The organism is Nocardioides sp. Z22_16 (assembly GCF_058134365.1).
On the sequence record NZ_JBYTTI010000002.1, the window covers coordinates 24,192 to 50,257 of the forward strand.

The 26,066-nt window shown below is 73.7% G+C and carries 27 protein-coding genes; 20 read left to right on the top strand and 7 right to left on the bottom strand.

Annotated features, from left to right (window positions below; translation table 11 throughout):
* The first annotated feature begins 34 nt into the window (after window positions 1–34).
* From AC3X7R_RS04295 to AC3X7R_RS04315, 5 genes are all read left to right on the top strand, one after another.
* Window positions 35–1,222, top strand: a complete 1,188-nt coding sequence (locus AC3X7R_RS04295; protein ID WP_489964336.1) for an acetoin utilization protein AcuC — start codon at window positions 35–37, stop codon at window positions 1,220–1,222.
* Between the two features lie 178 nt (window positions 1,223–1,400).
* Complete coding sequence (locus AC3X7R_RS04300; RefSeq protein WP_489964337.1) at window positions 1,401–1,601, top strand: helix-turn-helix domain-containing protein; 201 nt, start codon at window positions 1,401–1,403, stop codon at window positions 1,599–1,601.
* Window positions 1,602–1,714: 113 nt separating this feature from the next.
* Window positions 1,715–1,816 (top strand): 30S ribosomal protein bS22, encoded by a 102-nt coding sequence (locus AC3X7R_RS04305; protein WP_008356322.1) that lies wholly within the window; start codon window positions 1,715–1,717, stop codon window positions 1,814–1,816.
* 15 nt (window positions 1,817–1,831) lie between these two features.
* On the top strand, window positions 1,832–2,827 hold the full coding sequence (locus AC3X7R_RS04310) for an NAD-dependent epimerase/dehydratase family protein (RefSeq protein ID WP_489964338.1): 996 nt from the start codon (window positions 1,832–1,834) through the stop codon (window positions 2,825–2,827).
* Window positions 2,820–3,923 carry a lysophospholipid acyltransferase family protein gene (locus AC3X7R_RS04315; RefSeq protein WP_489964339.1) on the top strand — a complete coding sequence of 368 codons (1,104 nt, stop codon included), beginning with the start codon at window positions 2,820–2,822 and terminating at the stop codon, window positions 3,921–3,923. Before AC3X7R_RS04310 ends, AC3X7R_RS04315 begins: the two co-directional genes overlap by 8 nt.
* Window positions 3,924–3,937: 14 nt before the next feature.
* Here AC3X7R_RS04315 and AC3X7R_RS04320 read toward each other — a convergent pair whose 3' ends face one another.
* The 3 genes from AC3X7R_RS04320 to AC3X7R_RS04330 all read right to left on the bottom strand — a co-directional run bounded on the left by AC3X7R_RS04320 (window position 3,938) and on the right by AC3X7R_RS04330 (window position 7,149).
* Entirely contained in the window at window positions 3,938–5,305 is a 1,368-nt protein-coding gene (locus tag AC3X7R_RS04320) for a DUF5667 domain-containing protein (protein ID WP_489964340.1), read from the bottom strand.
* A gap of 100 nt (window positions 5,306–5,405) precedes the next feature.
* Window positions 5,406–6,194: a sigma-70 family RNA polymerase sigma factor gene (locus tag AC3X7R_RS04325; protein ID WP_489964341.1), complete on the bottom strand. Its 789-nt coding sequence runs from the start codon at window positions 6,192–6,194 to the stop codon at window positions 5,406–5,408.
* A gap of 67 nt (window positions 6,195–6,261) precedes the next feature.
* Window positions 6,262–7,149: an HAD family hydrolase gene (locus tag AC3X7R_RS04330; RefSeq protein ID WP_489964342.1), complete on the bottom strand. Its 888-nt coding sequence runs from the start codon at window positions 7,147–7,149 to the stop codon at window positions 6,262–6,264.
* A 52-nt stretch (window positions 7,150–7,201) separates the two neighbouring features.
* On the opposite strand from AC3X7R_RS04330, the gene AC3X7R_RS04335 reads away from it, so the two are divergent.
* The 7 genes from AC3X7R_RS04335 (at window position 7,202) to hemB (ending at window position 14,966) form a co-directional block, all read left to right on the top strand.
* Window positions 7,202–8,854, top strand: coding sequence for a class I adenylate-forming enzyme family protein (locus tag AC3X7R_RS04335; protein WP_489964343.1), 1,653 nt, complete (start codon window positions 7,202–7,204; stop codon window positions 8,852–8,854).
* Window positions 8,855–8,859: 5 nt separating this feature from the next.
* A complete protein-coding gene (locus tag AC3X7R_RS04340) occupies window positions 8,860–9,126 on the top strand; it encodes a glutaredoxin family protein (RefSeq protein ID WP_489964344.1) in 267 nt (88 codons plus the stop codon).
* Window positions 9,127–9,272: 146 nt separating this feature from the next.
* The gene (locus AC3X7R_RS04345) at window positions 9,273–10,013 is read left to right on the top strand and encodes a redox-sensing transcriptional repressor Rex (protein ID WP_489964345.1); all 741 of its coding nucleotides are present in this window, start codon (window positions 9,273–9,275) and stop codon (window positions 10,011–10,013) included.
* On the top strand, window positions 10,010–11,320 hold the full coding sequence (locus AC3X7R_RS04350) for a glutamyl-tRNA reductase (RefSeq protein WP_489964346.1): 1,311 nt from the start codon (window positions 10,010–10,012) through the stop codon (window positions 11,318–11,320). Before AC3X7R_RS04345 ends, AC3X7R_RS04350 begins: the two co-directional genes overlap by 4 nt.
* The gene (gene hemC, locus AC3X7R_RS04355; RefSeq protein ID WP_489964347.1) at window positions 11,317–12,276 is read left to right on the top strand and encodes a hydroxymethylbilane synthase; all 960 of its coding nucleotides are present in this window, start codon (window positions 11,317–11,319) and stop codon (window positions 12,274–12,276) included. Before AC3X7R_RS04350 ends, hemC begins: the two co-directional genes overlap by 4 nt.
* Window positions 12,273–13,931, top strand: a complete 1,659-nt coding sequence (locus tag AC3X7R_RS04360; RefSeq protein ID WP_489964348.1) for a bifunctional uroporphyrinogen-III C-methyltransferase/uroporphyrinogen-III synthase — start codon at window positions 12,273–12,275, stop codon at window positions 13,929–13,931. Before hemC ends, AC3X7R_RS04360 begins: the two co-directional genes overlap by 4 nt.
* 69 nt (window positions 13,932–14,000) lie before the next feature.
* On the top strand, window positions 14,001–14,966 hold the full coding sequence (hemB, locus tag AC3X7R_RS04365; RefSeq protein WP_489965126.1) for a porphobilinogen synthase: 966 nt from the start codon (window positions 14,001–14,003) through the stop codon (window positions 14,964–14,966).
* Between the two features lies 1 nt (window position 14,967).
* Here the strand turns inward: hemB and AC3X7R_RS04370 are convergent, their stop codons facing one another.
* The gene (locus AC3X7R_RS04370) at window positions 14,968–16,386 is read right to left on the bottom strand and encodes a lytic transglycosylase domain-containing protein (RefSeq protein ID WP_489964349.1); all 1,419 of its coding nucleotides are present in this window, start codon (window positions 16,384–16,386) and stop codon (window positions 14,968–14,970) included.
* Window positions 16,387–16,513: 127 nt separating this feature from the next.
* Between AC3X7R_RS04370 and hemL the strand changes: the two genes are divergently transcribed.
* Genes hemL through ccsB form a run of 6 tightly spaced genes read left to right on the top strand, consistent with a single transcriptional unit; the run spans window position 16,514 to window position 22,546 of the window.
* A complete protein-coding gene (hemL, locus tag AC3X7R_RS04375; protein WP_489964350.1) occupies window positions 16,514–17,851 on the top strand; it encodes a glutamate-1-semialdehyde 2,1-aminomutase in 1,338 nt (445 codons plus the stop codon).
* The gene (locus tag AC3X7R_RS04380) at window positions 17,848–18,525 is read left to right on the top strand and encodes a histidine phosphatase family protein (protein ID WP_489964351.1); all 678 of its coding nucleotides are present in this window, start codon (window positions 17,848–17,850) and stop codon (window positions 18,523–18,525) included. The genes hemL and AC3X7R_RS04380 overlap by 4 nt, the downstream gene beginning before the upstream one ends.
* 2 nt (window positions 18,526–18,527) lie before the next feature.
* Window positions 18,528–19,130: a TlpA family protein disulfide reductase gene (locus AC3X7R_RS04385; protein WP_489964352.1), complete on the top strand. Its 603-nt coding sequence runs from the start codon at window positions 18,528–18,530 to the stop codon at window positions 19,128–19,130.
* A complete protein-coding gene (locus AC3X7R_RS04390) occupies window positions 19,123–19,884 on the top strand; it encodes a cytochrome c biogenesis CcdA family protein (RefSeq protein WP_489964353.1) in 762 nt (253 codons plus the stop codon). The genes AC3X7R_RS04385 and AC3X7R_RS04390 overlap by 8 nt, the downstream gene beginning before the upstream one ends.
* Complete coding sequence (gene resB, locus AC3X7R_RS04395) at window positions 19,881–21,497, top strand: cytochrome c biogenesis protein ResB (protein ID WP_489964354.1); 1,617 nt, start codon at window positions 19,881–19,883, stop codon at window positions 21,495–21,497. The genes AC3X7R_RS04390 and resB overlap by 4 nt, the downstream gene beginning before the upstream one ends.
* Window positions 21,494–22,546, top strand: coding sequence for a c-type cytochrome biogenesis protein CcsB (gene ccsB / locus AC3X7R_RS04400; RefSeq protein WP_489964355.1), 1,053 nt, complete (start codon window positions 21,494–21,496; stop codon window positions 22,544–22,546). Before resB ends, ccsB begins: the two co-directional genes overlap by 4 nt.
* Here the strand turns inward: ccsB and AC3X7R_RS04405 are convergent.
* Entirely contained in the window at window positions 22,513–22,731 is a 219-nt protein-coding gene (locus tag AC3X7R_RS04405; protein WP_489964356.1) for a hypothetical protein, read from the bottom strand. The two genes, ccsB and AC3X7R_RS04405, sit on opposite strands and share 34 nt — an antisense overlap.
* Window positions 22,732–22,777: 46 nt before the next feature.
* Between AC3X7R_RS04405 and AC3X7R_RS04410 the strand changes: the two genes are divergently transcribed.
* Complete coding sequence (locus AC3X7R_RS04410) at window positions 22,778–23,038, top strand: DUF4229 domain-containing protein (protein WP_489964357.1); 261 nt, start codon at window positions 22,778–22,780, stop codon at window positions 23,036–23,038.
* 20 nt (window positions 23,039–23,058) lie between these two features.
* Window positions 23,059–24,318, top strand: coding sequence for a GNAT family N-acetyltransferase (locus AC3X7R_RS04415; protein ID WP_489964358.1), 1,260 nt, complete (start codon window positions 23,059–23,061; stop codon window positions 24,316–24,318).
* 2 nt (window positions 24,319–24,320) lie between these two features.
* Here the strand turns inward: AC3X7R_RS04415 and AC3X7R_RS04420 are convergent, their stop codons facing one another.
* Together AC3X7R_RS04420 and AC3X7R_RS04425 are read right to left on the bottom strand one after the other, a co-directional pair.
* On the bottom strand, window positions 24,321–25,190 hold the full coding sequence (locus AC3X7R_RS04420; protein WP_489964359.1) for a 1,4-dihydroxy-2-naphthoate polyprenyltransferase: 870 nt from the start codon (window positions 25,188–25,190) through the stop codon (window positions 24,321–24,323).
* Window positions 25,187–26,020 carry an acyl-CoA thioesterase domain-containing protein gene (locus AC3X7R_RS04425; RefSeq protein ID WP_489964360.1) on the bottom strand — a complete coding sequence of 278 codons (834 nt, stop codon included), beginning with the start codon at window positions 26,018–26,020 and terminating at the stop codon, window positions 25,187–25,189. Before AC3X7R_RS04425 ends, AC3X7R_RS04420 begins: the two co-directional genes overlap by 4 nt.
* Window positions 26,021–26,066 lie beyond the last annotated feature (46 nt).

Genomic DNA, 26,066 nt, shown 5'->3' on the forward strand with positions numbered 1-26,066 from the left:
TGGGGCGGAGCCTCCCGGGAGTAGCGTGCCGCCCATGAGGGAGTGCCACGGACCGGCCAGTGTCGTCTTCGACAAGACGCTCGCCGAATATGACTTCGGCCCGCACCATCCGATGTCGCCGCTCCGGGTCGACCTGACGATGCGGCTCGCCGAGGAGCTCGGCGTGATGGAGCGGGGGCTCCAGGTGGTGCAGGCACCGATGGCCGACCTGGAGCTGATCGCCTCGGTCCACTCCGAGTCGCTGATCGAGGCCGTCCAGCGGGTCGGCTCCGCGCCGGGGCTGGTCGACGAGAAGCACGGCCTCGGCACCGACGACAACCCGGTCTTCCGGGACATGCACCACGCCTCCGCCCACGTGGTCGGCGCCAGCGTCGAGGCGTTCCGACAGGTCTGGAGCGGCGAGTCGCTGCACAGTGCGAGCGTGGTCGGCGGCCTGCACCACGCGATGCCCGACCGGGCCAGCGGGTTCTGCATCTACAACGACGTGGCGGTCGGGATCCGCTGGCTGCTCGACCAGGGCGTGGAGCGGGTCGCCTACGTCGACATCGACGCCCACCACGGCGACGGCGTGGAGAAGATCTTCTGGGACGACCCGCGGGTGCTCACCGTCTCGCTGCACGAGACGGGGCAGATGCTCTTCCCGGGGACCGGCTTCCCGGCCGACCTGGGGGGTCCCGAGGCGTCCGGCACCGCGGTCAACGTGGCGCTGCCACCCGGCACCGCCGACGCGGGCTGGCTGCGGGCCTTCCACGCCGTGGTCCCGGAGCTCGTCGGCGAGTTCGACCCGCAGGTGCTGGTCACCCAGCACGGCTGCGACTCCCACATGGAGGACCCGCTCACCCACCTGATGCTGAGCGTCGACGGCCAGCGGGCGGCCTACCTGGCGCTCCATGACCTGGCGCACGACGTGGCCGACGGGAAGTGGGTGGTCACCGGGGGCGGCGGGTATGCGATCCCCTCGGTGGTGCCTCGGGCCTGGGCCCACCTGCTGGCCATCGTCGGCGGTCAGCCCCTGGACCCCTTGACGGACACCCCGGACGCCTGGCGCGACCACGTCTCCACGGTGCTGGGGACGGGGGCTCCGCACCGGATGACCGACGGGCGCACCCCGGCGTACCGTGACTGGCGGGACGGCTACGACCCGGAGACCTGGTTGGACCGCGCGATCCACGCGACCCGGATGGAGGCGTTCCCCCTCCACGGGCTGGATCCCTACGCGTGAAATCCTGCGTCAAGGGCCGCAATCGGGGGGAAATCAACGCGACACGCCGTCAAAGGGAAGTTTCACAAGTCATTCCCTTCCCCACGGGTCACAAGAAGCCCTATTCTCACGAGTACGCCACACGTCTGTGACGCCGGTGGGGAAGCCGGCGCCGTGGGGCAGAAGGACAGGTGCACAGATGGCCAACCCCTCGGACAGGTCCGACGTCAAGTTCCTCACGATCGCCGAGGTGGCCGCCATGATGCGGGTCTCCAAGATGACCGTCTATCGGCTGGTGCACAACGGGGAGCTCCCCGCGGTGCGCGTCGGCCGGTCGTTCCGGGTGACCGAGGACGACGTCGACGAGTACCTGCGCAAGAGCTTCTTCAACGCCGGCTGAGTCGTGGGCCGCCCACGGGGTGGCACCCGATTCTGCCCGGGTGGTGCGGGCAAGTAGGCTGACACACCGGTCCGGCGAATCGCCGTGGACGTGAAGACGTTGAAAGGTTTCCTGTGGGTTCTGTCATCAAGAAGCGGCGTAAGCGCATGGCCAAGAAGAAGCACCGCAAGCTCCTCAAGAAGACGCGCGTGCAGCGTCGCAAGCTCGGCAAGTAGCACCACCACACGGTCATGGGGAGGGTCGTGCTGGTCACCGGGGTCTCCCGGGACGTGGGCCGACGCTTCGCGCGCGCGGCAGCTGCCGACCCCTCCATCGACCGCGTCATCGGCGTGGACGTCGTCCCGCCGCGTGGTGACGTCGGCGACGTCTCCTTCATCCGTGCCGACATCCGCAACCCGGTCATCGCCAAGGTGATCGCGCGCGAGAACGTCGACACGGTGGTGCACATGAGTGTCATCGCGACGCCCACCGGAAACGGTGGGCGGGCGGCGATGAAGGAGATCAACGTCATCGGCTCGATGCAGCTGCTGGCGGCCTGCCAGCGCGCGCCGGGCCTCAAGCACCTGGTCGTGAAGTCGAGCACCGCCGTCTACGGCGCCAGCAACCGTGACCCGGCGATGTTCACCGAGGACATGGGCGCCAAGAGGCTGCCCCGTGCCGGCTACGCCCAGGACGTCTCCGAGGTGGAGGGCTACGTCCGCGGCTTCGCGCGCCGCCGCGCCGACGTCCGGGTGACGATGCTGCGCTGTGCCAACGTGATCGGGGCGCACGTGGTGAGCCCGATGACCTCGTTCTTCCGGATGCCGGTGGTCCCGATGGTCCTCGGCTTCGACCCGCGCCTGCAGTTCCTGCACGAGGACGACCTCTACGACGTGCTGCTGCACGCCACGCGGAGCGACGGGGCCCACGGCTCCTTCAACGTCGCCGGCGACGGGGTGATCATGCTGTCCCAGGCGATCCGCCGCCTGGGCAAGGTCCCGCTCCCGCTCCCTGCCATGGCGCTGGGGCGGGTCGAGTCGGTGCTCCGCTCGGCCCGGCTCGCCGACGCCTCCCCCGAGCACCGTGCGCTGCTCACCTACGGGCGAGGCGTCGACACCACCCGGATGCGTGAGGACCTCGGCTTCAACCCTCGCTACACGACCTCCGAGGCGTTCGCCGACTTCTGTCGGAGCCTCGGTCGCAGTATCGACGACGCCCCCGCCCTCGCAGGAGGTCCCCGTGCCTGAGGCAGAGATCATCCCCCTGGGCACCGGGGGCCGCCCCGGTCGGGGGAGCGGCCGGAGCAAGCCCTCGACCGCCGCGCGCGACCTCGCCGGCCAGTCCGCCGCCAAGCCGGCCAAGCCTCGCGCTGCCGCCGAGACCGCCGCGGACGAGCAGCCTCCGGGTCCCCGGAGCGCCTTCACCACCGAGGAGCGCGAGCCCGCCGGCGGGATCCCGGTCGGGGAGTGGCTGGCCGCGATCGAGGCCGGGGCGCGTGAGGTCTTCGGCGACGACTGGGAGCGCCGGCTGGCCGAGCTGCTCTCGTTCCTGCGTCGGCGGCTCGACGGGGACTACCCGATCGACGACTTCGGGTTCGACCCCGAGCTGACCGAGCGCCTGCTGCTGGCCATGCTGCGCCCCATCGCGGAGAAGTGGTTCCGCATCGAGGTCCGGGGGGTGGAGAACATCCCGGCCGACGGCGGCGCCCTGGTGGTCTCCAACCACTCCGGCACCATCCCGGTCGACGGCCTGATGACGATGGTCTCGGTCCACGACCGCACCGGACGCTTCCTGCGCCCGCTGGCCGCGGACCTGGTCTTCCGCCTGCCGATGGTGGCCGGGCTGGCGCGCCGCTCGGGTGCCACCCTGGCGTGCCAGGCGGACGCCGAGCGCATGCTCAACCAGGGCGAGCTGGTGGGGGTCTGGCCCGAGGGCTTCAAGGGTGTCGGCAAGCCCTTCTCGGAGCGCTACAAGCTGCAGCGCTTCGGCCGCGGCGGCTTCGTCTCGGCGGCGCTGCGCACCGGTGTCCCGATCGTGCCGCTCTCGGTCGTGGGCGCCGAGGAGATCTACCCGATCGTCGGCAACCTCACCACCCTGGCCCGGCTCCTCAACCTGCCCTACCTGCCGATCACCCCCTTCTTCCCGCTGCTCGGCCCCCTGGGGCTGGTGCCGCTGCCGTCGAAGTGGCTGCTGGAGTTCGGCGAGCCGATCCGCACCGACGCCTACGACGAGGCGGAGGCCGAGGATCCGATGCTGGTCTTCAACCTCACCGACCAGGTCCGCGAGACGATCCAGCAGACGCTCTTCGCGCTGCTCAAGGAGCGGGGCTCCGTCTTCCGCTGACCCTCAGCGGCTGCTCAGGGCGTCGGCCCGGCGGTGCGACCAGGTCCCCGCAGCACGCCGGAGAGCAGCCGTCGGACCCCGTCGGTGGTCTGCTCGACCGCCTCGCCGACCGGGGTGCCCAGCAGGTTCCCGGTCACCTCGCCCAGCCCCTCGCCGACCCCGCCGAGCAATCCCGTGGACGGCGAGGCCCCGGGCGCCGGGGCGCCACCCACCAGCGCCTCGGTCAGACCGTCCAGCACCGGGGTGCGGGTGGGCTCGGACGGCAGCTCGGGAGGCGGCGGCGAGCTGGACGGCCGGGGCTTCGGGGTGGGAGCCGAGGTCGGCGTCGGTGCCGGGGTCGGCGGCTGCGTGGCGTGGGGCTCGGCGGGGTCGCGCGGGGGCTCGCCGGGCGGCGTCTGCTCCGGGGGAGGAGGGGTGGCCGGAGTGCCGGGCGGCTCCCCGGGTGCGCCACCCGGAGGCTCGGCCTCCCGGACCCGGGGGCGAGAGGCCGGCCCCGGCCCGAGCGCGCGCGCTCCCTCGCCGGCCGGCTCCGCAGCCGGGCCCGCCGGCGCGCCGGGAGCCACGGGCTGCGTGCCGTCGGCCAGGAGCCGGGGGACCGCGAGGCCCGCGCCGTCCCCGCAGTCCGGGCACGCGGCCACGGCGCGGTCGTCCAGCGCGACCAGCGTCGCGGCCGCAGCCGCCAGCTCGTCACGGGCCTCGGCCGGCAGGACGGGAGCCAGCGCCTCCAGCCGAGGCATGGCCGCCGCCGCGAAGTCGCGCAGGGCTAGCACGGACGCGCGGCGCCCGGAGCTCTCGAACTCGTCGATCAGCAGGTCGCCACCCTCCCGGGCCTGCTCGTCGAACGTCTCCAGGGTGGGGCCGGTCGCGCGGCGGCTGCCGGCGTCGTCGCGCGTCACCAGCTCCTCCACCTCGTCGAGCCGCGAGTCGGCGCGCGAGAGGAGCAGGATCCCGGTGTCGTGATCGCCGCTGGCGATCTGCTCGCGGGCCGACTCCAGGGCCGACTTCACCGGGTAGAGCAGCTCACCCGGGAGCGCGGCCTGCGAGGCGACGCCGACGGAGCCGCTGGCGACCAGGAGTGCCGCGGTGCCCAGCGCGGCCGCCGTCCTCCGGTCGCGCCGGACCCGCTGCGGGTCGCGGGCGGTCCCCGGGCCGGCCGGCGTCGGGGCGGCCGGTGTCAGGACCGTCTCGGCCTCTGCCAGCAGCCGCGCGCGCAGGTCGCGGACGAACTCCGGCCGCGGCGCCGGGTCGGGCACCTGGCCCAGGCGCTCCGCCACCGCGAGCACCCGGGCGTGGCGCTGCGCCGCGCGGTGGTCGGTGCCGTCTCCCCGCAGGAGGGCGTCGAGCTCGTCGGCGCGACGGCGCGAGGTGGACGGGGTGATCATGGTCGGCTTCCTGGGTGCTCGCCGCCGGCGGCGGACGACCACCGGGTCACCCGACGCAACGAGTCGGGGCCGGGGGAGGTTACGGGGCGGGTCGTCGCGCTCACGGCTCCGACACCTCCTCGGGCAGTCGCTCGGCGAGGTTGCGCAGCGCGCGCAGCTGGAGCTGCTTGACCGCCCCGGTGGAGCGCCCCAGCGCCTCCGCGGTCTCGGCGAGGCTCATCCCCTGCAGGAAGCGCAGCACCAGGCAGTCGCGCTGGTCGTCGGGGAGGGTGCGCAGCGTGCGCAGCAGCACGTCGTTGGTCAGCCGGGAGAGCACCGCCTCCTCCGTGGCCACGTGGTCGGGGCGGGCCCGGCCCAGCGCCCCCTCGTGGTGGGTCATGTCCTCGGTGGTGGACTCCAGCCGCGTCCGGCCGGCCTTGAAGTGGTCCAGCGCCAGGTTGCGGGCGATCGTCATCAGCCAGGCGCCGAAGTCCTTGCCCTGCCAGCGGAAGTCCTGCATCGCCCGGAGCGCCCGGAAGAAGGTCTCCGAGGTCAGGTCCTCGGCCAGCGTCACCGACCCGGTGCGGTGGTGCAGGAAGCGGTGGACCGCCCGGTGGTAGTGGTCGAAGAGGAGGCCGAACGCCTCCGCGTCCCCGGTCCGCGCCAGCTCGACGAGGGCGATGAGCCGCTCACGGTCGTCGGGCGACGTCTCGTTGGAGGTGGCGAGGTCGTGGTCGTCGTGCCCGCCGCCCGGACGGGGGACGGAGACGGGGGCGGCGGCCCGGACCCCGGCGCGCCCGGCGCCCGAGGTCGCGGCCTCGGCCAGCAGCAGGCCGGGGGGATGGAGGACCTCCAGCACGGCTCGGCGCAGCGCGCCGATGCCAGGCGTGGCGTCGTCGATCCCGAGCATGCCCAACCCTCCCCGTCAGACGTGCTCCTGAGGTTACGGAGCGCGCCACCCTTTGTGAAGGGGCGGCTCAGCCGCGGTGCCGCCCGCGGACGGACAGTCCGGCCGCGACGCCCCCGGCCGTGGCGCCCAGCGCGGCGCCGGTCAGCAGGCCGATGCGGGCCGCCTTGCGGCCGGTGCGGTAGTCGCGGACCCGCCATCCGTTCGCCCGGGCGTGAGCCCGCAGCGCGGGGTCCGGGTTGATGGCGACCGGGTCGCCGACCAGGGAGAGCATCGGCAGGTCGTTGTAGGAGTCGGAGTAGGCCGAGCACCGGGACAGGTCGAGCGCCTCCCGCTCCGCGATCGCCCGGACCGCCTCGGCCTTGGCGGGCCCGTGGAGGAGGTCGCCCACGAGCCTGCCGGTGTAGACGCCGTCCTGGTGCTCCGAGACGGTGCCGAGGGCGCCGGTGAGTCCGAGCCGCCTGGCGATGATGGAGGCGATCTCGATGGGGGCCGCCGTCACCAGCCACACCCGCTGGCCCCGGTCCAGGTGCATCTGGGCCAGCGCCCGAGTGCCGGGCCAGATCCGGTGGGCCATCACCTCGTCGAAGATCTCCTCGCCCAGCTCCTCGAGCTCGGCGACGGTGTGCCCGGCGATGAAGCCGAGCGCGGAGTTGCGCGCGTCCTCGATGTGCTCGGGGTCCTCCTTGCCCACCACCCTGAACCAGGCCTGCTTGTACATGGCGCCCGCGATGTCGCGCGTGGTGAAGAAGTTGCGCTGGTAGAGGCCCTTGGCCAGGTGGAAGATGCTGGCCCCCTGCATCACGGTGTTGTCCACGTCGAAGAAGGCTGCGCTGCTGGAGTCCACCGGCGTGGAGAGGGCCACCTCCACCTCCGCCGAGGCTGCCGCGGCCTCCCCGGCGAGCGTCGAGCGACGCCGTAGGTCGGACGGGGTGCGGTGCTGTCCGGAGCGGCTCACCCGATCAGCGTAGTGGGACACGGCGGGGGCGGGTTGTGGAAGTATCATCGACATGGCCTCCACCTCACACATAGCCGACCTGGTGGTGACTGCCGCCGCCGAGTCCCCCGAGCGGCTGGCCCTGGTCGAGGTGGGCGGCCGGAGCCTGACCTGGGGGCAGCTGGACGACGAGGTGCAGCGCGTGGCGGCGGGGCTCGGCCGCCTCGGCCTGGTGGCCGGCATGCGGATGATGATCGTGCTGGGCAACCGGCTCGAGTTCGTCACCTCCTACCTCGGCGCACTCGCGGCGCAGGTGGTCGCGGTGCCGGTCAACCCGGGCTCCACCCCCTACGAGCTGGTCCGGATGCTGGCCGACTCCGGCTCGCGCGTGGTGGTCGCCGACGGCGACACCGCGCCCGTCGTCCGCCAGGCGTTCGAGATGCTGCGCGCCGCCAAGGACGGGCAGCCCCTGCCCGACGGGGAGGTGGAGGACGACCTGCTGGAACGGGCCCGCGACCCTCGCCTGGTGGTGATCGGCGACGTCGACGGGGCCGACGGCGGTAGCTACGCCCAGCTGGTCGCCGAGCCGGCGGCCGCGCAGCCCGCCCTCCAGGACCCCGAGAAGCTCGCGGTCCTGCTCTACACCAGCGGGGCCTCGGGTCGCCCGCGCGGCGCCATGCTCACCCACCGGGCGCTGATGGCCAACATCGAGCAGGTGGCCGCCGTGCGCCCCGCGATGATGCACGGGGACGACGTGGTGCTGGGGGTGCTCCCGCTCTTCCACGTCTACGGCCTCAACGCCGTGCTGGGCAGCGTGCTGCGCCACCGCGCCAAGCTGATCCTGGTCGACCGCTTCGAGCCCGAGGCGACGCTGGACGTGATCGACGACGAGGCCGTCTCGGTGGTCCCGGTCGCGCCGCCGGTCTTCGCCCACTGGCTGCCGGTCGAGGGCTTGCGCGACCGCCTCGGGCCGGTGCGGCTGATGCTGTCGGGGTCGGCGCCGCTGGCCGCGGAGGTGATGGACCGGTTCACGGAGGCCTCGGGGGTCGAGGTGCACCAGGGCTACGGCCTGACCGAGGCCGCCCCGGTGGTCACCTCCACCCTGTGCAGCAAGGGGTACGTCGAGCACGGCCCCGGCCACGCCGCGGACGCGGCACGGCACACCGGGTCGGTGGGAGCCGCGCTGCCCGGCATCGAGCTGCGCCTGGTCGACGAGCACACCGGGCACCTGGAGGGCGACGACCCCGGCGAGATCCAGGTCCGCGGTGACAACCTCTTCTCCGGCTACTGGCCCGACGGCTCGGGCGGACCCGACGGCGAGGGCTGGTTCAGCACCGGGGACGTGGGCTACCTCGACGGCGACGGCGACCTCTACCTGGTCGACCGGGTCCGCGAGCTGGTGATCGTCTCCGGCTTCAACGTCTACCCCTCGGAGGTCGAGGACGTCATCCGCGACGTCGACGGGGTCGGCGAGGTCGCGGTGATCGGCGCGCCGGACGAGGGGACCGGGGAGTGCGTGGTCGCCTACGTCGTCGCCGCCGACGGCGCCGATCCCGGCGCGGTGGAGGAGGCGGTCCGGGCCCGCACCAGCAGCCGGCTGGCCAGGTTCAAGTGGCCCGCCCGGATCGAGGTCGTCGGTGAGCTGCCGCGCACCGCCACCGGCAAGATCCAGAAGGGGCGGCTGCGCGGCATCGAGCGCCGGCGCCGGCTCGGCCTGCTGGAGTGACGGGGATGGGCGGGCTCGACGGGACCCGGGACCTGGCCCGGGTGGTGGTCTACGGCCGGCAGGGGTGCCACCTCTGCGAGGAGGCGGTGGCCGTGGTGAGCCGCGTCTGCGCGGAGACCGGTGACACCTGGACCGAGGTCGACGTCGACGAGGACGAGGACCTGCTCGACCGCTTCTCCGAGGAGGTGCCGGTCACCTTCGTCGACGGCCGGCAGCACGACTTCTGGCGGGTCGACGAGTCGAGGCTGCGGTCCGCGCTGGCCCGCCGCTGACCTCGGAGTGGGAGTTCTCACTCGGGAGCCTCCACGGCCTCACTGGATTTTGTTCTCGCGTTCACAAACTCCTACAGTGAGGAACGCCGAGCGATTCCGGACCCGGACCCGACCGGGCCGTCGTTCTGGCTGGAAAGAAGAATCCAGTGACTGCACGGACTTCCGCCGAGGCGGCCAGGGAGATCCCTGAGGCGACGGTGGCCCGGCTCCCGGTCTACCTGCGCGCCCTGACCAGTCTCTCCGAGGCTGGCACCCTGACGTGCTCGAGCGAGGAGCTGGCCGCGGCCGCGGGCGTCAACAGCGCCAAGCTCCGCAAGGACCTCTCCTACCTCGGCAGCTACGGCACCCGGGGCGTCGGCTACGACGTCGAGTACCTGCGCTACCAGATCGCCCGCGAGATCGGGGTGACCCAGGACTGGCCCGTCGTCATCGTCGGCATCGGCAACCTCGGTCACGCCCTCGCCAACTACTCGGGCTTCCGCAGCCGCGGCTTCCGCGTCGTCGCCCTGCTCGACGCCGACCCGACGCGGCACGGCGAGAAGGTCGCCGGCGTCGCGGTGCGCCCGTTCGACGACCTCGAGGCGATCGTGCGCGACGACGAGGTGGCGATCGGTGTGGTCGCCACCCCGGCGCCCGCCGCCCAGGACGTGGCGAACCGGATGGTCGCGGCCGGGATCACCAGCATCCTCAACTTCGCGCCGGGCGTGCTCTCGGTGCCCGACGGCGTCGACGTGCGCAAGGTCGACCTCTCCATCGAGCTGCAGATCCTGGCCTATCACGAGCAGCGCAAGGCGCAGCACCTGCGGCAGGACGGCGAGGCCTCCGGTGAGCCGCCGGTCGACGGCGCGCTCCGGCTCCCGGTCCTCGAGCAGGGGAGCGCGTCATGAGCGTGCTGGTGGTGGGCATCTCCCACAAGTCCGCGCCGGTGGCGGTGCTCGAGCGCCTGGCGCTGGACGCCGACGGCGTCGGCAAGCTGATCACCGACGTCTCCGGCTGCGAGCACGTCGCGGAGGCGACGGCCATCTCGACCTGCAACCGGCTCGAGGTCTACGCGGACGTCGAGCGCTTCCACGGCAGCGTCGAGGAGCTCTCGCGCCTCCTGGTCGACCGTGCCGGGGGCAGCTCCGACTCGCTGCTGCCGCACCTCTACGTGCACTACGACGACGGTGCGGTCTCCCACCTGTTCCACGTGGCCGCGGGCCTCGACTCGATGGTCGTCGGCGAGGGCCAGATCCTGGGCCAGGCCCGGGAGGCCCTGCGGGTCGGGCAGGAGCTCGGCACCGTCGGGCCCTCCCTCAACCTGCTCTTCCAGCAGGCGCTGCGGGTGGGCAAGCGCTCCCACGCCGAGACCGGGATCGACGCGGCGGCCCCGTCGCTGGTGACCGCGGCGCTGGAGCACACCACCGAGCCGCACGGCGGCCTGGCCGGTCGCAAGGTCGTGATCCTCGGGGCGGGCTCGATGGCCGGCCTGGCGACCGCCACCGTCACCCGGATGGGCGCCGGTGAGGTCGTGGTGGCCAACCGCTCCCTGGAGAACGCGGAGCGCCTGGCGACGGAGCACGGCGTCTCGGCCCTGCCGCTGGCCGAGCTCGACTCCGCGCTGGCCGACGCCGACGTGCTGATCACCTGCACGGGGGCGACCGGGATCCTGGTGAGCGCCACCATGCTCGCCGCGTCCCGGGGGACACGTACCGGCCGGCTGGACATCATCGACCTGGCCCTCCCGCACGACGTCGACCCGGACGTCTCCCGGCTGCCCGGCGTCACCCTCACCGGGCTGGCCGAGCTCGCCTCGGTGCTGGACGGCAGCGACGCCGCCCGCGACGTCGCCGGCGTCAAGCAGATCGTCGCCGAGGAGATCCAGGCGTTCCTGAACGCGCGGCGCCAGGCCAGTGTCACCCCCACCGTGGTCGCGCTGCGCACCATGGCCACCGGGGTGGTGGAGAGCGAGATGGATCGCCTCGCCACCCGGCTCCCCGACCTGGACGACGCGGTCCGTGCCGAGGTGCGACGCACCGTGCACCGGGTCGCGGAGAAGCTCCTCCACCAGCCCACCACCCGGGTCAAGGAGCTCGCGGGCGAGACGGAGCCGGTCTCCTACGCCGAGGCGCTCGCGGAGCTCTTCGCCCTCGACCCCAAGGCCGTCTCCGCGGTCACCCGCGGGATCCTGCCCGACGAGGGGGATTCGCGATGAGCACGCTGCGACCCCTGCGGCTCGGCACCCGGGCCTCCGCCCTGGCCACGACGCAGTCCGGCCACGTCGCGGAGATGGTCCGTCGCTGCCTCGGGCGCGACGTCGAGCTGGTCGAGGTGACCACGCACGGCGACGTGAGCCGAGCCCCGCTCGCCTCGATGGGGGGCACCGGCGTCTTCGTCAGCGCCCTGCGCGACGCCCTGCTCGCCGACGAGGTCGACTTCGCCGTCCACTCGCTCAAGGACCTGCCGACCTACCCGCACCCCGGCATCACGCTGGCGGCCGTGCCGCCGCGCGAGGACCCGCGCGACGTCCTCGTCGCCCGCGACGGGCTCACCCTGGGCGAGCTGCCGGTCGGCAGCAGGATCGGCACCGGGTCGCCCCGGCGTGCCGCCCAGCTCGGTGCCCTCGGCCTGGGCGTGGAGATCGTGGAGATCCGCGGCAACGTCGGGACCAGGATCTCCAAGGTGACCGGCGGGGAGCTGGACGCGATCCTGCTGGCCCGCGCCGGGCTGGCCCGCCTGGGCCGGCTCGACGAGGTGACCGAGGTGCTCGACCCGATCCAGATGCTCCCGGCCCCCGGCCAGGGTGCGCTGGCCGTCGAGTGCCGGACGGACGACCACGAGCTGATCGCCGCCCTGCGCGAGCTCGACGACCCGCACACCCGCGCGTCCGTCGAGGCGGAGCGGGCCGTGCTGGCCACGCTCGAGGCCGGGTGCAGCGCACCGCTGGGTGCCCTGGCCGAGGTGGTCGAGGGGGAGACGGGGGAGGAGCTGTGGCTCAGGGCGGTGGCCCTGTCCATGGACGGGGGCCTGTCGGTGCGCATGAGCGCCACCGGCCGGCCGGAGGAGGCAGCGGGCGTCGGCGCCCGCCTGGCGAGCGAGATGCTCGCCGATGGCGCCAAGGACCTGATGGAAGCACCGCACGAAGCAGCAGTGAGGAACCAGCACCCATGACCCGAGGCAACACCCCCGCCACCAAGTCCACTCCCACCGGTTGGGTCTCCTTCGTCGGCAGCGGCCCGGGCGACCCGGGCCTGCTGACGGTCCGCGCCGTGGAGCTGATCAAGGACGCCGAGGTGATCGTCACCGAGGCTCCCGAGCACGAGGGCCTGGTCCGCGCGGTCCTCGGCCTGCCGGCCCGCGTCTCGGGCGAGGAGCTGGAGCCCGTCGAGGGCGCCCCCGTGCTGGTCGACGGCGGCTTCGGCGAGGACGGTCAGCCCCTGACCCACGCCAACCGCGCCCGCGTGGTGGTCAAGCACGGCAAGAAGCACCGCGTGGTGCGGCTGATGACCGGTGACCCGTTCCTCTACGCCTCGGGGCCGGAGGAGGCCCAGGCGTGCGTCAAGGCCGGTGTCGGCTTCGACATCGTGCCGGGCGTCTCCTCGGTCCAGGCGGTCCCGGCCTACGCCGGCATCCCGCTCACCGACAAGACCCACCGCGAGGTCGCCGTGGTGACCTGCGGCGGCAGCGTCGACTGGTCGCAGTACGCCGACGACCGCACCCTGGTGCTGCTCTCGGGGGTCGGCACGATCGGCGAGACCGCGGCGGCGCTGCAGGCGGCCGGTCGCTCGCCCCAGACCCCGGTCGCGGTGACCCGGGTCGGCACCACCACCGAGCAGGAGACGCTCACCTCCACCCTCGCCGACGTGGCCGCCGACGTGCGGGCCGCCCGGGTGGCGCCGCCGGCCATCATCGTGATCGGCGACGTGGTCAACCTGCGCGACACCCTCTCGTGGTTCGAGACCAAGCCGCTCTTCGGCTGGCGGGTCCTGGTGCCCCGCACCAAGGAGCAGGCCGGCTCGCTCTCCCAGCGGATCCGCGCCTTCGGGGGCGTGCCCGAGGAGGTGCCGACCATCTCGGTGGAGCCGCCGCGCAACCCGCTGCAGATGGACAAGGCCGTCCGCGGCCTGGTGGAGGGCCGCTACGAGTGGATCGCCTTCACCTCCGTCAACGCCGTCAAGGCGGTGCGGGAGAAGTTCGAGGAGTACGGCCTCGACGCCCGTGCCTTCTCGGGCCTCAAGATCGCCGCGGTGGGCGACAAGACCGCCGAGGCCATCGCCGCCTGGGGCCTGCGGGCCGACCTGGTCCCGGTCGGGGAGCAGTCGGCGGCCGGGCTGCTGGCCGAGTGGCCGCCGTACGACGAGCTGCTCGACCCCATCAACCGGGTCTTCCTGCCCCGCGCCGACATCGCCACCGAGACCCTGGTCGCCGGCCTCGTCGAGCTGGGCTGGGAGTGCGACGACGTGACCGCCTACCGCACGGTGCGCGCGACGCCCCCGCCGGCGCCGACGCGGGACGCGATCAAGACCGGCCGGTTCGACGCGGTCGTCTTCACCTCCTCCTCCACCGTGCGCAACCTGGTGGGGATCGCGGGCAAGCCGCACCCCTCCACGGTGATCGCGGTCATCGGTCCGGCCACGGCCAAGACGGCCGAGGAGCACGGGCTGCGGGTCGACGTGCTCTCGCCCCAGCCGGACGTCGAGGTGCTGGTCGAGGCGCTCGCCGACTTCGGGGCCTCCCGGCGGCTCGCGCTGGTGGAGGCCGGTCAGCCGGTGACCAAGCCGTCCGACCGCAAGGCCTCCGGGCGGCGCAAGGTCGGGTCGAAGTAGGTGCCCGCCGCAGGTCCGTCCGAGGAGTCCGGGACGTCGGCGGGCGGACCCGGGGCCGTCAGCGGCCCCGTGGTGCGGCCCCGGAGGCTCCGGACCACCCCCGCGCTGCGGCGGATGGTCGCCGAGGTCGCGGTGCAGCCGCGCCAGCTGGTGCTGCCGCTCTTCGTCCGTGAGGGCATCTCCGAGCCGCAGCCGATCTCCTCGATGCCCGGGGTCGTGCAGCACACCCGGGACTCGCTCCGGGCGGCGGCGGCCGAGGCGGCCGAGCTCGGCCTCGGCGGGGTGATGCTCTTCGGCGTCCCCGCGGAGAAGGACGCGCTGGGCTCGGGGGCCGTGGACCCCACCGGCATCCTCAACCTGGCGATCACCGACGTGGTCGCGGAGGTCGGCGACGGCCTGACCGTGATGAGCGACCTGTGCCTGGACGAGTTCACCGACCACGGCCACTGCGGGCTGCTCACCTCCGACGGCCAGGTCGACAACGACCGGACCCTGGCGGCCTACGCGCAGATGGCGCTCGCCCAGGCCGACGCGGGCGTCGACATGGTGGGCCCCAGCGGCATGATGGACGGCCAGGTCGCCACCATCCGCACCGCGCTGGACGCGATGGAGCACACCGACGTCTCGATCCTGGCGTACTCCGCGAAGTACGCGTCCGCCTTCTACGGGCCGTTCCGGGAGGCCGTGGACTCCACCCTCGAGGGCGACCGGCGGACCTACCAGCAGGACCCGGCCAACGCGATCGAGGGCGTCCGCGAGGCGCTCCTCGACGTGGAGCAGGGCGCCGACATCGTGATGGTCAAGCCTGCCCTGGCCTACCTCGACGTGGTGCGGCGCGTCCGTGACGCGGTCGACGTGCCGGTGGCGGCCTACAACATCTCCGGCGAGTACGCGATGGTCGAGGCGGCCGCGGCCCGCGGCTGGATCGACCGTGAGGCGGCGATCCTGGAGACGCTCACCTCGATCCGCCGCGCGGGTGCCGACGTGATCCTGACCTACTGGGCCTCGGAGGCGGCGCGGCTCCTCGCCCGCTGACCTACGGGGCGGCCGGCTCAGGTACGGGCAGGAGCCACTCGGCCAGGCAGCCGCGGAGCGCCTCGGTCTCCTCCAGGGTCACCCCGGCCTCCAGGCAGAGCGCAGTGGCGGTGAGCAGCGCCGTGGTCCACTCCTCGTCGAGCGCCAGGTCGTCCGGCACGGGCAGGCCCTCGGGCACCGGCAGGGTGGCCGGGTCGAGCTCGGGCAGCGGCCCCTGGGGCACCGGCAGCACCGGGAGCTCGTAGGGCGGCTCGGTGGGCGTGGGCGTGGGTGTCGGCTCGCTGGGCTCGCTGGGCTCGGTAGGTGGTGCGGCCTGCGGCGTGAAGCCCGGGTCCGCGGGGGGCGTGGGGGTCGGGGGTGCGGGCAGGGGCGGCTCCGTCTCGGTCGGCGGCCGGTTCGCCGGGGGCGCCGACCGGGTCGGCGGCAGCCCCTCGACCGGTCCCAGTGCCTGCACGGACCGCTCCTCGGGCGGCGCCGTCGGCCGCACCCGCGGCTGCTCAGGCGACGGGGTGCGCCCGGTCGCGCCTGAGCCGACCCCCGGGGTGGGGACCCCGCGCCCGCCCGCGGGACCGGGCTCGGCGCCGCCGCCCACCAACGCCGCCGCGGCCTGCAGGGTCCCGGGGCCGAGGGGGTCCTGCCACGCCCCGGCGCGGTAGGCGTCGGCCACCCCGATCACCAGCCGCACATAGCTGGCGGAGCGGTTGTAGCGCAGCAGTGCGGCGCGGAGCGTGGCCGGCTCGGCGAGCGATCCCGGTCCGGAGCAGAGGTGGACGGCGCTGGCCAGGGCCGCGTCGTCGAGGTCCTGGGGGTCCCGGACGCCGTCCGCGTCGCCGTCCACGGCGACCGCCGTCCAGGTGGAGGGGATGAACTGCATGGGGCCCACCGCACGGTCGAAGCGCGCGTCGCCGTCGAGCCGCCCCTGGTCGGTGTCGGTGATCCGAGCCGTCCCGGCACTGCCGTCCAGTGGGATGCCGATCACCCCGGGGGTGGAGCGCCCGCCCTCGTCCAGCACGTTGCCGCCGTAGCGACCGTGGTCGGACTCCACCCGGCCGATCGCGGCCAGCACGGGCCAGGAGAGGGCGCAGTCTCCGTCCGCGGTCCGCATCACCGCCTCGGCGAGCTGGTAGGCCGCCAGGGCGGGGGCCGGGATCGCCCCGGTGCTCACCGCGTCGGGGTCGACGCCGGGGTGGACCGGGCGCGGGACGCTGTCGGCGTCGGCGGCGCGGACCACCTCGGGCACCACCACCTCGGGGGCCGCTGCGGGGACCGCGAGCGTCGTCGCGCCGGGGGGCACCTGCCCTGCACCCGCGTCGTCGGGGGCCGAGAGCGGGTCCAGGCACGCCGTCCAGCCGAGCGTCAGGGCGACCAGGGGCAGCGCAGCGGAGGTCCGCTGCCACCTCCGGAAGCCTGTGCGTGCCATGTCGTGTCCCCTGCCCGAGCCGAGTCCTTTCGATCATGCCTCCGGTCCGGGGGCGGGGGGAACCCCTGCGGCTGGGCTCTTCGGACTGCGATTCGGCGGCCTTGGGTCGGTGCGCGACAATGAGGCGGTGACTTCCCCCAGCCCGGTCTCGGCCGACCTCTTCGCGCGCGCGCGGGCGGTGACGCCCGGCGGGGTGAACTCTCCGGTGCGCGCCTTCAACGCCGTCGGCGGGACCCCTCGTTTCATCCGGTCCGCGTCCGGCCCGTGGCTCACCGACGTCGACGGCCAGGAGTACGTCGACCTGGTCTGCTCGTGGGGTCCGATGCTGCTGGGCCACGCCCACCCCGAGGTCACGGCAGCGGTGCAGGCCGCGGTGGCCCGCGGGACCTCCTTCGGCACCCCGACCGAGCCGGAGGTGGAGCTGGTCGAGGAGATCGTGCGGCGCACCCCGGCCGACCGGGTGCGCCTGGTCTCCAGCGGCACCGAGGCGACCATGTCGGCGATCCGGCTGGCCCGCGGCTTCACCGGCCGCGACGTGGTCGTGAAGTTCGCCGGCTGCTACCACGGGCACGTCGACTCGCTGCTGGCCGAGGCCGGCTCGGGAGTCGCCACCTTCGCCCTGCCGGGCACCCCGGGCGTCCCCGTCTCGGCCACCGACCTGACCCTGGTGCTGCCCTACAACGACCGGGCCGCGGTCACCGCGGCGTTCGCCGAGCACGGGCCGCGGATCGCGGCGCTGATCACCGAGGCCACCCCGGGCAACATGGGCGTGGTGCCGCCGGAGCCCGGCTTCAACGCCTTCCTCGCCCAGACCTGCCGGGAGGCCGGCGCCCTCTTCGTCTCCGACGAGGTGATGACCGGCTTCCGGGCCACCGCGCAGGGCGGTTGGGGGCTGGACGGCGCGCACGAGGGCTGGACGCCCGACCTGATGACCTTCGGCAAGGTGATGGGCGGCGGCTTCCCGGCCGCGGCCTTCGGTGGCCGCGCCGACGTGATGGCCCACCTGGCGCCCGAGGGGCCGGTCTACCAGGCCGGGACGCTCTCGGGGAACCCGGTGGCGACCACGGCGGGGCTGGCCACGCTGCGGCTGGCCACCGACGAGGTGTACGCCGCCCTGGACGCCACCGCGACGACGATCCGGGAGGCGGCCGCGAAGGCCCTGGCCGAGGCCGGGGTCGCGCACGTGGTGCAGTCGGCCGGCACCATGTTCTCGGTCTTCTTCACCGACCGGCCGGTGCGCGACTTCGCCGGCGCCTCGCGGCAGGACACCGCCGCCTACGCCGCCTTCTTCCACGCCATGCTCGACGCGGGCGTCTACCTGCCACCCTCGGCGTACGAGTGCTGGTTCGTCTCCGCCGCCCACGACGACCGGGCGGTCCAGCACGTGCTCGACGCCCTGCCCGGCGCGGCCCGCGCCGCGGCCGCCGCCCAGGAGACCAACCGGACCGCGGAGGTAGCCCGATGACGGACAAGACCATGGTGCACCTGCTGCGCCACGGCGAGGTGCACAACCCGGAGGGCATCCTCTACGGGCGCCGCGACGGCTTCCACCTCTCCGAGCTCGGGCAGCGGATGGCCGAGCGGGTCGCCTCCGTGGTCGGCACCCGCGACATCGTGCACGTGCGCACCTCCCCGCTCGAGCGCGCCCGGGAGACCGCCGCCCCGCTGCTCGCCGCCCGTGGCCTCGAGCCGGTGGTCGACCCCCGCGTCATCGAGTCGACCAACCTCTTCGAGGGGATCAGCTTCGGCGAGGGCGCGAAGACGATCCTCAAGCGGCCGCGCCTGTGGCGCCACCTCTACAACCCGTTCAAGCCCTCGTGGGGCGAGCCCTACGCCCAGATGGCGGCCCGGATGATGGCCGCCGTCCACGACGCCCGCGACGCCGCCCGGGGCCACGAGGCGGTCATCGTCTCCCACCAGCTGCCGATCTGGACCACCCGCCTGGCCGCGGAGGGCCGCTCCTTCGTCCACGACCCGCGCAGCCGCGAGTGCACGCTCTGCTCGCTGACCACCCTGCACTTCGAGGACGACCGGCTGGTCCGGCTCTCCTACTCCGAGCCGGCCGGTGACCTGATCCCCGCCAAGGACAAGAAGGCGCCCTTCTCGGCCGGCGGCGCGCCCGCGGAGAAGCGACCCTGACCGTGCCCGTGCTCCGCTCCGCCGGGCCCCTCAGGGTCCTGGCCGCCGTCCTGACCGCCTGCCTGCTGCTGGCGGGCTGCTCGGACCTCTCCGGCACCGGGGAGAAGGGCTACGTCGCCGGCGACGGCCGGATCCGCACCCTCGACCCCGATCAGCGCCAGGAGCCGGTCGAGCTGGCCGGCGAGGACCTGCAGGGCAACGCCCTGGACCTCGCGGACCTGCGCGGCCGGGTGGCGGTGGTCAACGTCTGGTGGTCGGGGTGCCCCCCGTGCCGCAAGGAGATGCCGATGCTGGTGGAGGCGGCCGAGGAGACCTCGGCCATCGCCAGCTTCGTGGGGATCAACATCCGCGACAGCGACACCGCCCAGGCGCAGGGCTTCGCCCGCAACTTCGGGGTCGACTACCCGTCCTTCTACTCACCCGACGGCAAGGCGCTGCTCCCGTTCAGCGGCACCGTCCCGCCGAGCGCGATCCCCTCCACCGTCGTGCTCGACCCCGACGGGCGGGTGGCCGCCGCCATCATCGGCGAGGTGCCCTCGACCCTGACCCTGGTGGGCCTGGTCGAGGACGTCGCCGCGGAGCAGGAGAGCGGCTCCGATGGCTGAGTGGTTCGAGCAGCAGGCGGCCGTCGGCTCGCTCGCCCTGGCGATCCCGGTCGCCCTGGTCGCGGGCCTGGTCTCCTTCTTCTCCCCGTGCGTGATCCCGCTGCTGCCGGGCTACCTCTCCTACGCCACCGGGCTCTCCGGCGCCGACCTGGCCGCCGGCGAGGCGGAGCGCCGGCGTGGCCGGATGCTGCTGGGCTCGCTCCTCTTCGTGCTGGGCTTCACGGCGGTCTTCGTGGCCCTCGGCGCGCTCTCCGGCGCCCTGGGGGAGTGGCTGGTCGACTGGGAGCGGCAGATCACCGTGGTGCTGGGGCTGCTGACCATCGTGCTCGGGCTCGCCTTCGCCGGCCTGCTGCCGTGGTTCCAGCGGGACTGGCGGATCCACCGGGTGCCGGCCGTCGGACTGGCCGCCGCGCCCTTCCTCGGCCTCCTCTTCGGGCTCGGCTGGACCCCGTGCATCGGCCCCACCCTCGGGGTGATCCTCAACCTCTCCTACCAGGAGGGCAGCGCGGGTCGCGGCGCCCTGCTCTCCGCGGTCTACTCGATCGGCCTGGGGGTGCCCTTCATCCTCGCCGGGCTCGCCTACGGCCGCGCGATGCGGGCCTTCTCGTTCTTCCGGCGCCACCAGGTGTGGGTGATGCGGACCGGCGGCCTGATGCTGGTCGCGGTCGGCGTCGCCCTGGTCACCGGGTGGTGGGCCGAGATGGTGACCTGGGTCCAGACCAACCTGGTGAGCGGCTACGAGGTGAGCGTGTGAGCAAGTCCCCCGTCGACGACCGCCCCGACGGCCGTCGCCCCGGCGAGCTCGGGGCCCGTGAGCTGGGTCGCTGGGTCTGGCGGCAGCTGACCTCGATGCGCACCGCCCTGGTCCTGCTGCTGCTCCTCGCCCTCGCCGCGGTGCCCGGGTCGGTGGTGCCCCAGGAGGAGATCGACGCCCTCAAGGCCTCGCAGTGGAAGGAGTCGCACCCGACCCTGACCCCGGTCTACGAGAAGCTGGGCCTCTTCAACGTCTACGAGACGCCGTGGTTCGCCGCGATCTACCTGCTGCTGATGATCTCGCTGGTCGGCTGCATCATCCCGCGGACGGTCGTCTACTGGCGGGCGCTGCGAGCCCGCCCGCCGCGGGCCCCCCGCAACCTGACCCGGCTGCCCGACCACACGACGTACGAGACCGACGAGGCGCCAGCGCAGGTGCTGGCCCGGGCCCGCGAGGTGCTCAAGGGACGCCGCTACCGGGTGGAGGTGGCGCCGGAGGCGGCCGAGGACCAGTGGGTCGCCGCCGAGCGCGGCTACCTGCGCGAGGCCGGCAACCTGCTCTTCCACCTCTCCATCCTGGTGGTGCTGGTCGGCTTCGCGATGGGCAGCCTGCTGGGCTACAAGGGCGGCGCCATCGTGGTGGTCGGCAACGGCTTCAGCAACAACCTCACCCAGTACGACGAGTTCGTGCCGGGCAGCCTCTTCCGCCAGGAGTGGATGGAGCCCTTCGCCTTCGACGTCACCGACTTCGACGTCGAGTGGCTCACCGAGGGGCCGGCGGCCGGGCAGGCGCGCAAGTTCGTCTCCCACCTGACCTACACCGAGGAGCCGGGCGGCCCCGAGCGCGAGTACGACCTGCGGGTCAACCACCCGCTGAGCATCGGCGGCACCGACATCTTCCTGATCGGTCACGGCTACGCCCCGGTCATCACCGTCCGCGACGGCAACGGCGACGTCGCCTACTCCGGGCCCACGATCTTCCTGCCCACCGACGCCTCCTTCCGCTCCTTCGGCGTGGTCAAGGCCCCCGACGCCCAGCCGGAGTCGATCGGCCTCCAGGGCGAGCTCTACCCGACGTTCGCCTTCCAGGGCGGCGAGGACGGCATCGGCCCCTACTCGGCCTTCGGCGACGCGGTGGACCCCCTGGTCTCGCTGACCGTGTGGAAGGGCGACCTCGGTCTCGACGACGGCGTCTCGCAGTCGGTCTACGTGCTCGACACCAGCGAGGCCGAGGAGGTCACCGAGGAGGACGGCTCGATGTTCCGCCTCGACCTGCGGCCCGGGGAGACCGCCGAGCTCCCCGACGGGCTGGGCAGCGTCAGCTTCGACGGCCTCGAGCGGTGGAACAAGATCCAGATCAGCCGGACGCCCGGCAAGCTGGTCGCCCTCGCCGGGGTCAGCCTGGCCCTGCTCGGGCTCATCGGCTCCCTCTACATCCGGCCCCGGCGGGTCTGGGTGCGGGCCCGGCGCACCGGCAGCGGGCCGGGTGCGCGCACACTCGTGGAGATCGCCGGGCTCGACCGCTCGGGCGGCGGGGACGTCGCCGCGGAGCTCGCCGAGGTCAGGAGAGGCATCATGGACGAAGCAGCAACGACCAAGGAGCAGCAGGCGTGACTGACGCACAGTGGGAGACCCTCAGCAACCAGGCGATCGCCGCGGCCGGGGTGGTCTACTTCCTCGCCCTGCTCAGCCACCTGGTGGAGTGGACGGCCCTGCGCAAGATCCCGGCCACCGTGGTGCCGGAGACGGGCCGCACCGCGCTCTTCGGCCGGCTCGGCGTGCTGCTGACCGTGATCGCCACCGGGGCGCACTTCGTGGCCCTCGTGGGCCGCGGGATGGCCGCGGACCCCAACCGGGTGCCGTGGGGCAACATGTACGAGTTCACCCTCTCGGGCGCCTTCTTCGTCTCGCTCCTCTACCTGGTGCTCTACCGCCGGTTCTCGCTCTCCTGGATGGCGCCGATCGTGGTGGCCTTCGTGCTGGCCACCTCGATGACCGCCGTGGTCTGGCTCTACGACCCGGTGGCCCCGCTGAGCGAGGCGCTCTACTCCCCGTGGCTGGTGATCCACGTGGTCTCCGCGGTGATCGCCACCGGCGCCTTCACCCTCGGCGGCATCACCTCGGTCCTCTACCTGCTCAAGGCGCGTCAGGAGCGGCGTACGGCGCAGCCCGAGCGGGTCGCCGTACCCGCCGGGGGAGTGCCCGACGCGGCACCGGTGGAGGAGTCGGCCGCCGCCGGCACCCCGGGGCGCACCGGCTACCTGGCCCGGGTGCCCGACACCACCACCCTGGACCGCATCTCCTACCGGATGCACGCCTTCGGCTTCCCGGTCTGGACGTTCGCGGTGCTGATCACCGGCCCCATCTGGGCGCACGAGGCGTGGAGCTCCTACTGGAGCTGGGACCCCAAGGAGGTCTGGGCCTTCATCACGTGGGTGGTCTACGCCGCCTACCTGCACGCCCGGACCACGGCCGGGTGGAAGGGGCGCAACGCGGCCCTGCTGGCGCTGGTCGGCCTGGCCACCCTGTGGTTCAACTTCATCGGGATCAACTTCTTCTCCACCACCTCCCAGCACTCCTACGCGGAGGGTGCGCCGGCGGTCGTGGAGGCTCCGTGGGAGCAGCCGGCTCAGCCGGCCTCGGCCTCGGGCTCGTCCTTCTGACGGCGGCGCCGCTCCCGCTCGAGGTTGCGCAGGAAGTCGGGGTCGTCGTCGGGGCCCACCACCCGGGGCGGCGCCTGGGGCCGCCGGGGCCTGGGCCGGGCGGCCCGGCGGCGCTTCTCCAGCAGCCGGGTCACCGCATAGATCGCCAGGGCGACCAGGAGCACGACGAGCAGGATCTTCAGCACGTCACCAAATGTAGGCGGTGGGTGGGCAGCGACCTACAGTTGAGGTGTGAAGCCGTTCCTCGTCTACAACGCACTCCGTCTTGCCCTCCTCCTCGGCTCGCTGGTGGTCGTCGTGGGGGTCTGGTCCCTCTTCGCCGACCAGGTGCCGCTCCTGTGGGCGGCGGTCGTGGCCCTGGTGATCTCCGGCGTCTCCTCGTGGTTCCTGCTGGCCAAGCCGCGGGAGGCCGCGGCCCTGTGGATCGAGCAGCGGGCGTCGCGGGCCAGCGCCGCCTTCGAGGCTCGCCGCGCCAGCGATGACGTCGACTGACCCGGCGTAGCCTGCCGTCCATGGACCTCGACTTCGCAACCCTTGACCCGCAGGACGAGACGCCCGCGAACGTCGCCCGGCTGAAGGGCTGGTCCAACGCGGTCGCCCGGGGCTTCCACAAGTCGCGGCTGGGGGACCAGCCGTACGGCGTCTGGCTCGACGCCACCCGCGACCTGGCCCCCCGGATGCGTGGAGCCTGGGTGCCCGAGGGCGAGTTCGGCGCCGGGCCGATGCCGGTGGCCACCTTCGTCTCCTTCGCCGGCGAGCTCAGCACCGGCAGCACGCAGCTGCCGCTGCACATGATCACCGACGTCACGGTCAGCCCGGCCCACCGTCGCCAGGGACTGCTGCGCCTGCTGATCACCGAGGACCTGCGCCACGCGGTCGAGCAGGGCCGGCCGGTTGCCGCCCTCACCGTGTCGGAGGGGTCGATCTACGGCCGGTTCGGCTTCGGGCCCGCCACCTGGCGGGCCGAGGTGGAGGTCGACACCTCCCGCTTCGCGATGCACGGACCGGTGCCCGCCGGGCGCTGCGAGATGGTGGAGCCGGCCGAGATGTGGCCGCTCCAGCAGGAGCTCTTCGGGGCCTGGCACCGGGCGGCGCGCGGCTCGATCTCGCGCCCCGCCTTCTACGGACCGATGAACCGGGGCGAGTGGGACTGGGAGAAGCAGGCGCCGGACCTGACCCTGCGCGGCGCGGTGCACCTCGACGCGGACGGGCGCCCTGACGGCTTCCTGCTCTACCGGCACCTCGGGTGGGACCGGCCCTTCACCGCCCAGGTCCAGGACCTGGTGGGCACGACCCCGGCTGCCGAGCTCGCGCTGTGGCAGTTCCTCGCCGACCTCGACCTGACCCAGCGGGTCAAGGCGCGCGCCCCGGTCGTGGACCCGTTGACCTGGGCGCTGGCGGACCCGCAGTGCCGTCGGGTCACCGAGGTCGGCGACCACATCTGGGTGCGGGTGCTGGACGTCCCGGCCGCCCTGGAGGGACGCCCGTGGTTCGGTGACGGCGACGTGGTGCTGGGGATCGAGGACGCCCTCGACCACGCCGCGGGCAGCTGGCGGGTCGAGGTCCGCGACGGGCAGGCCTCGGTCACCCGCACCGAGGAGCCGCCGGCGGTGAGGATGGACGTCAGCACCCTCTCGGGGATGTACCTGGGCGGTGTGGGGGTGCCCACCCTGGCGGCGGCGGGCCGGATCCTCGGGGAGGACGAGCCGGTCGCGCGCTGGGCCGCGATGGCCGACGGCGGCCCGGCGCCGTACTCGCGCACCTCGTTCTGAGCTCAGGGCACCAGCAGCAGGACCACCACGAGCCCGGACCACCAGAGCTGGGCGGTCCCGGTCTGCGCCAGCACCGGGATCAGGGCGGGTCCGCGCGCGCCGCCGAGCACGGTGCGCACCGCCGGCACCAGCTGCACCACGAACGCCAGGGCGCCCAGCACCAGCCAGTGGGTGGCCGCCGCGACGGCCACCACGGCGACGGCCGCGGCGGCGACCAGCAGGACGTAGAGGTAGCGGGTCCGCTCCTCGCCCAGCCGCACCGCCAGCGTCATCTTGCCCGCCTCGCGGTCGGTGGGGATGTCGCGCAGGTTGTTGGTCACCAGGATCGCGCAGGCCAGGGAGCCGATGCCGATCCCGGCGTAGAGCGCCGGCCACTCCCAGCCCCCGGTCTGCACGAACGTCGTGCCGATCACCGCGACGAGGCCGAAGAAGACGAAGACCATCACCTCGCCCAGCCCCAGGTAGCCGTAGGGCTTCTTGCCGCCGGTGTAGAACCAGGCGGCCACGAGGCAGACCAGCCCGACGGCGACCAGCCACCAGGCGGTGATCGCGGCGAGCACCAGGCCGGCCGCGGCGGCGACCCCGAACGCCAGGAACGCCGCCCGCTTCACCGCGCCGGGCGAGGCGGTGCCCGAGCCGACCAGCCGCATCGGCCCGACCCGGTCCTCGTCGGTGCCGCGGATGCCGTCGGAGTAGTCGTTGGCGTAGTTGACCCCCACCTGGAGGGCCAGGCTGACCACCAGCGCCAGCAGCGCCTTCCACCAGACCAGGCCGTCGGCGTACGCCGCGACCCCGGTGCCGGCCAGCACCGGCGCGACCGCGGCGGGCAGGGTGCGGGGCCGGGCTCCGGCCCACCAGTCGGCGGCGCTCACCGGCGCGGACCCCGCTGGTAGGACATGCCGTCGGAGAGGTCGACGGTGCGCCGGCTGTTGGCCAGCGCGGTGACGGTGGCGACGCCGAACGGGCCCTGCCGGTCGTAGACCGTCGCCGAGCCCACCGCGATGCCGTCGCTGGCGTGGTGGTCGGTGGCCAGCAGGCCGATCTGCACCCCCGCGGGCGGCCGGGCGATCGAGAGCGTGATGTCGGTGTTGATGTACTGCACGCCCTCGGTGCCCCAGTTGGTGACCAGGCTGGTGGCGTCGGCGATGCTCGCCGCCGAGACGAACGGCGAGGGCCTCTCCCCGAGCACCACCGGCAGGCCGGTCTGCCAGGTCTGCTTGCGCGAGGCGTTCTGGTGCTGGCCGAAGTCCTGGGACCAGCCCGACTCGCTGTGGAAGAACGGGATGTGCGGGGTGTCGTCGTCCGGCGCGATCTCGAGCGGCGGGGGCGACGGGACGTCGTCGGGGGACCAGACCGCGCCGCTCGGCACCTCGGTGCGGCGCAGCAGCACCGCGCTGGCCCGGGCGACGGCCTCGCCGCCCTGGCGCATCACCGCGTCCACCAGCAGCAGCCGGGGCCCCTCGCGGACCACCTGGGTCTCCAGCTCGCAGGGCTGCTCCATGCTCGCCGCCTTGAAGAGGTCGACGGTGTAGCGCGCCGGCACCAGCTCAGGACGCCCGGCGGTCAGGCCGCGTGCCTCGATCGCGCGCCCCAGGGCGCCGCTGACCGCCAGCCCGTGCATCTGGTCGTCGCGCCACATGCTGCGCGCGAGGTCGAGGGGGACGAGTCGGTCGCCGTCGAGGCGGAAGAAGGCCAGATCCACCAGAGGATTGAAGCAGGCGCGGCGCGGGCGGCGGACATCCGCGTCG

What these genes read in the sequence shown, in the direction of transcription:
- AC3X7R_RS04295 (WP_489964336.1), top strand. Translation starts at nt 35, where the DNA reads ATGAGGGAGTGCCACGGACCGGCCAGTGTCGTCTTCGACAAGACGCTC.
- AC3X7R_RS04300 (WP_489964337.1), top strand. Translation starts at nt 1,401, where the DNA reads ATGGCCAACCCCTCGGACAGGTCCGACGTCAAGTTCCTCACGATCGCC.
- AC3X7R_RS04310 (WP_489964338.1), top strand. Translation starts at nt 1,832, where the DNA reads ATGGGGAGGGTCGTGCTGGTCACCGGGGTCTCCCGGGACGTGGGCCGA.
- AC3X7R_RS04320 (WP_489964340.1), bottom strand. Translation starts at nt 5,305, where the DNA reads ATGATCACCCCGTCCACCTCGCGCCGTCGCGCCGACGAGCTCGACGCC.
- AC3X7R_RS04325 (WP_489964341.1), bottom strand. Translation starts at nt 6,194, where the DNA reads ATGCTCGGGATCGACGACGCCACGCCTGGCATCGGCGCGCTGCGCCGA.
- AC3X7R_RS04335 (WP_489964343.1), top strand. Translation starts at nt 7,202, where the DNA reads ATGGCCTCCACCTCACACATAGCCGACCTGGTGGTGACTGCCGCCGCC.
- AC3X7R_RS04340 (WP_489964344.1), top strand. Translation starts at nt 8,860, where the DNA reads ATGGGCGGGCTCGACGGGACCCGGGACCTGGCCCGGGTGGTGGTCTAC.
- AC3X7R_RS04350 (WP_489964346.1), top strand. Translation starts at nt 10,010, where the DNA reads ATGAGCGTGCTGGTGGTGGGCATCTCCCACAAGTCCGCGCCGGTGGCG.
- hemC (WP_489964347.1), top strand. Translation starts at nt 11,317, where the DNA reads ATGAGCACGCTGCGACCCCTGCGGCTCGGCACCCGGGCCTCCGCCCTG.
- AC3X7R_RS04360 (WP_489964348.1), top strand. Translation starts at nt 12,273, where the DNA reads ATGACCCGAGGCAACACCCCCGCCACCAAGTCCACTCCCACCGGTTGG.
- AC3X7R_RS04370 (WP_489964349.1), bottom strand. Translation starts at nt 16,386, where the DNA reads ATGGCACGCACAGGCTTCCGGAGGTGGCAGCGGACCTCCGCTGCGCTG.
- AC3X7R_RS04380 (WP_489964351.1), top strand. Translation starts at nt 17,848, where the DNA reads ATGACGGACAAGACCATGGTGCACCTGCTGCGCCACGGCGAGGTGCAC.
- AC3X7R_RS04390 (WP_489964353.1), top strand. Translation starts at nt 19,123, where the DNA reads ATGGCTGAGTGGTTCGAGCAGCAGGCGGCCGTCGGCTCGCTCGCCCTG.
- AC3X7R_RS04415 (WP_489964358.1), top strand. Translation starts at nt 23,059, where the DNA reads ATGGACCTCGACTTCGCAACCCTTGACCCGCAGGACGAGACGCCCGCG.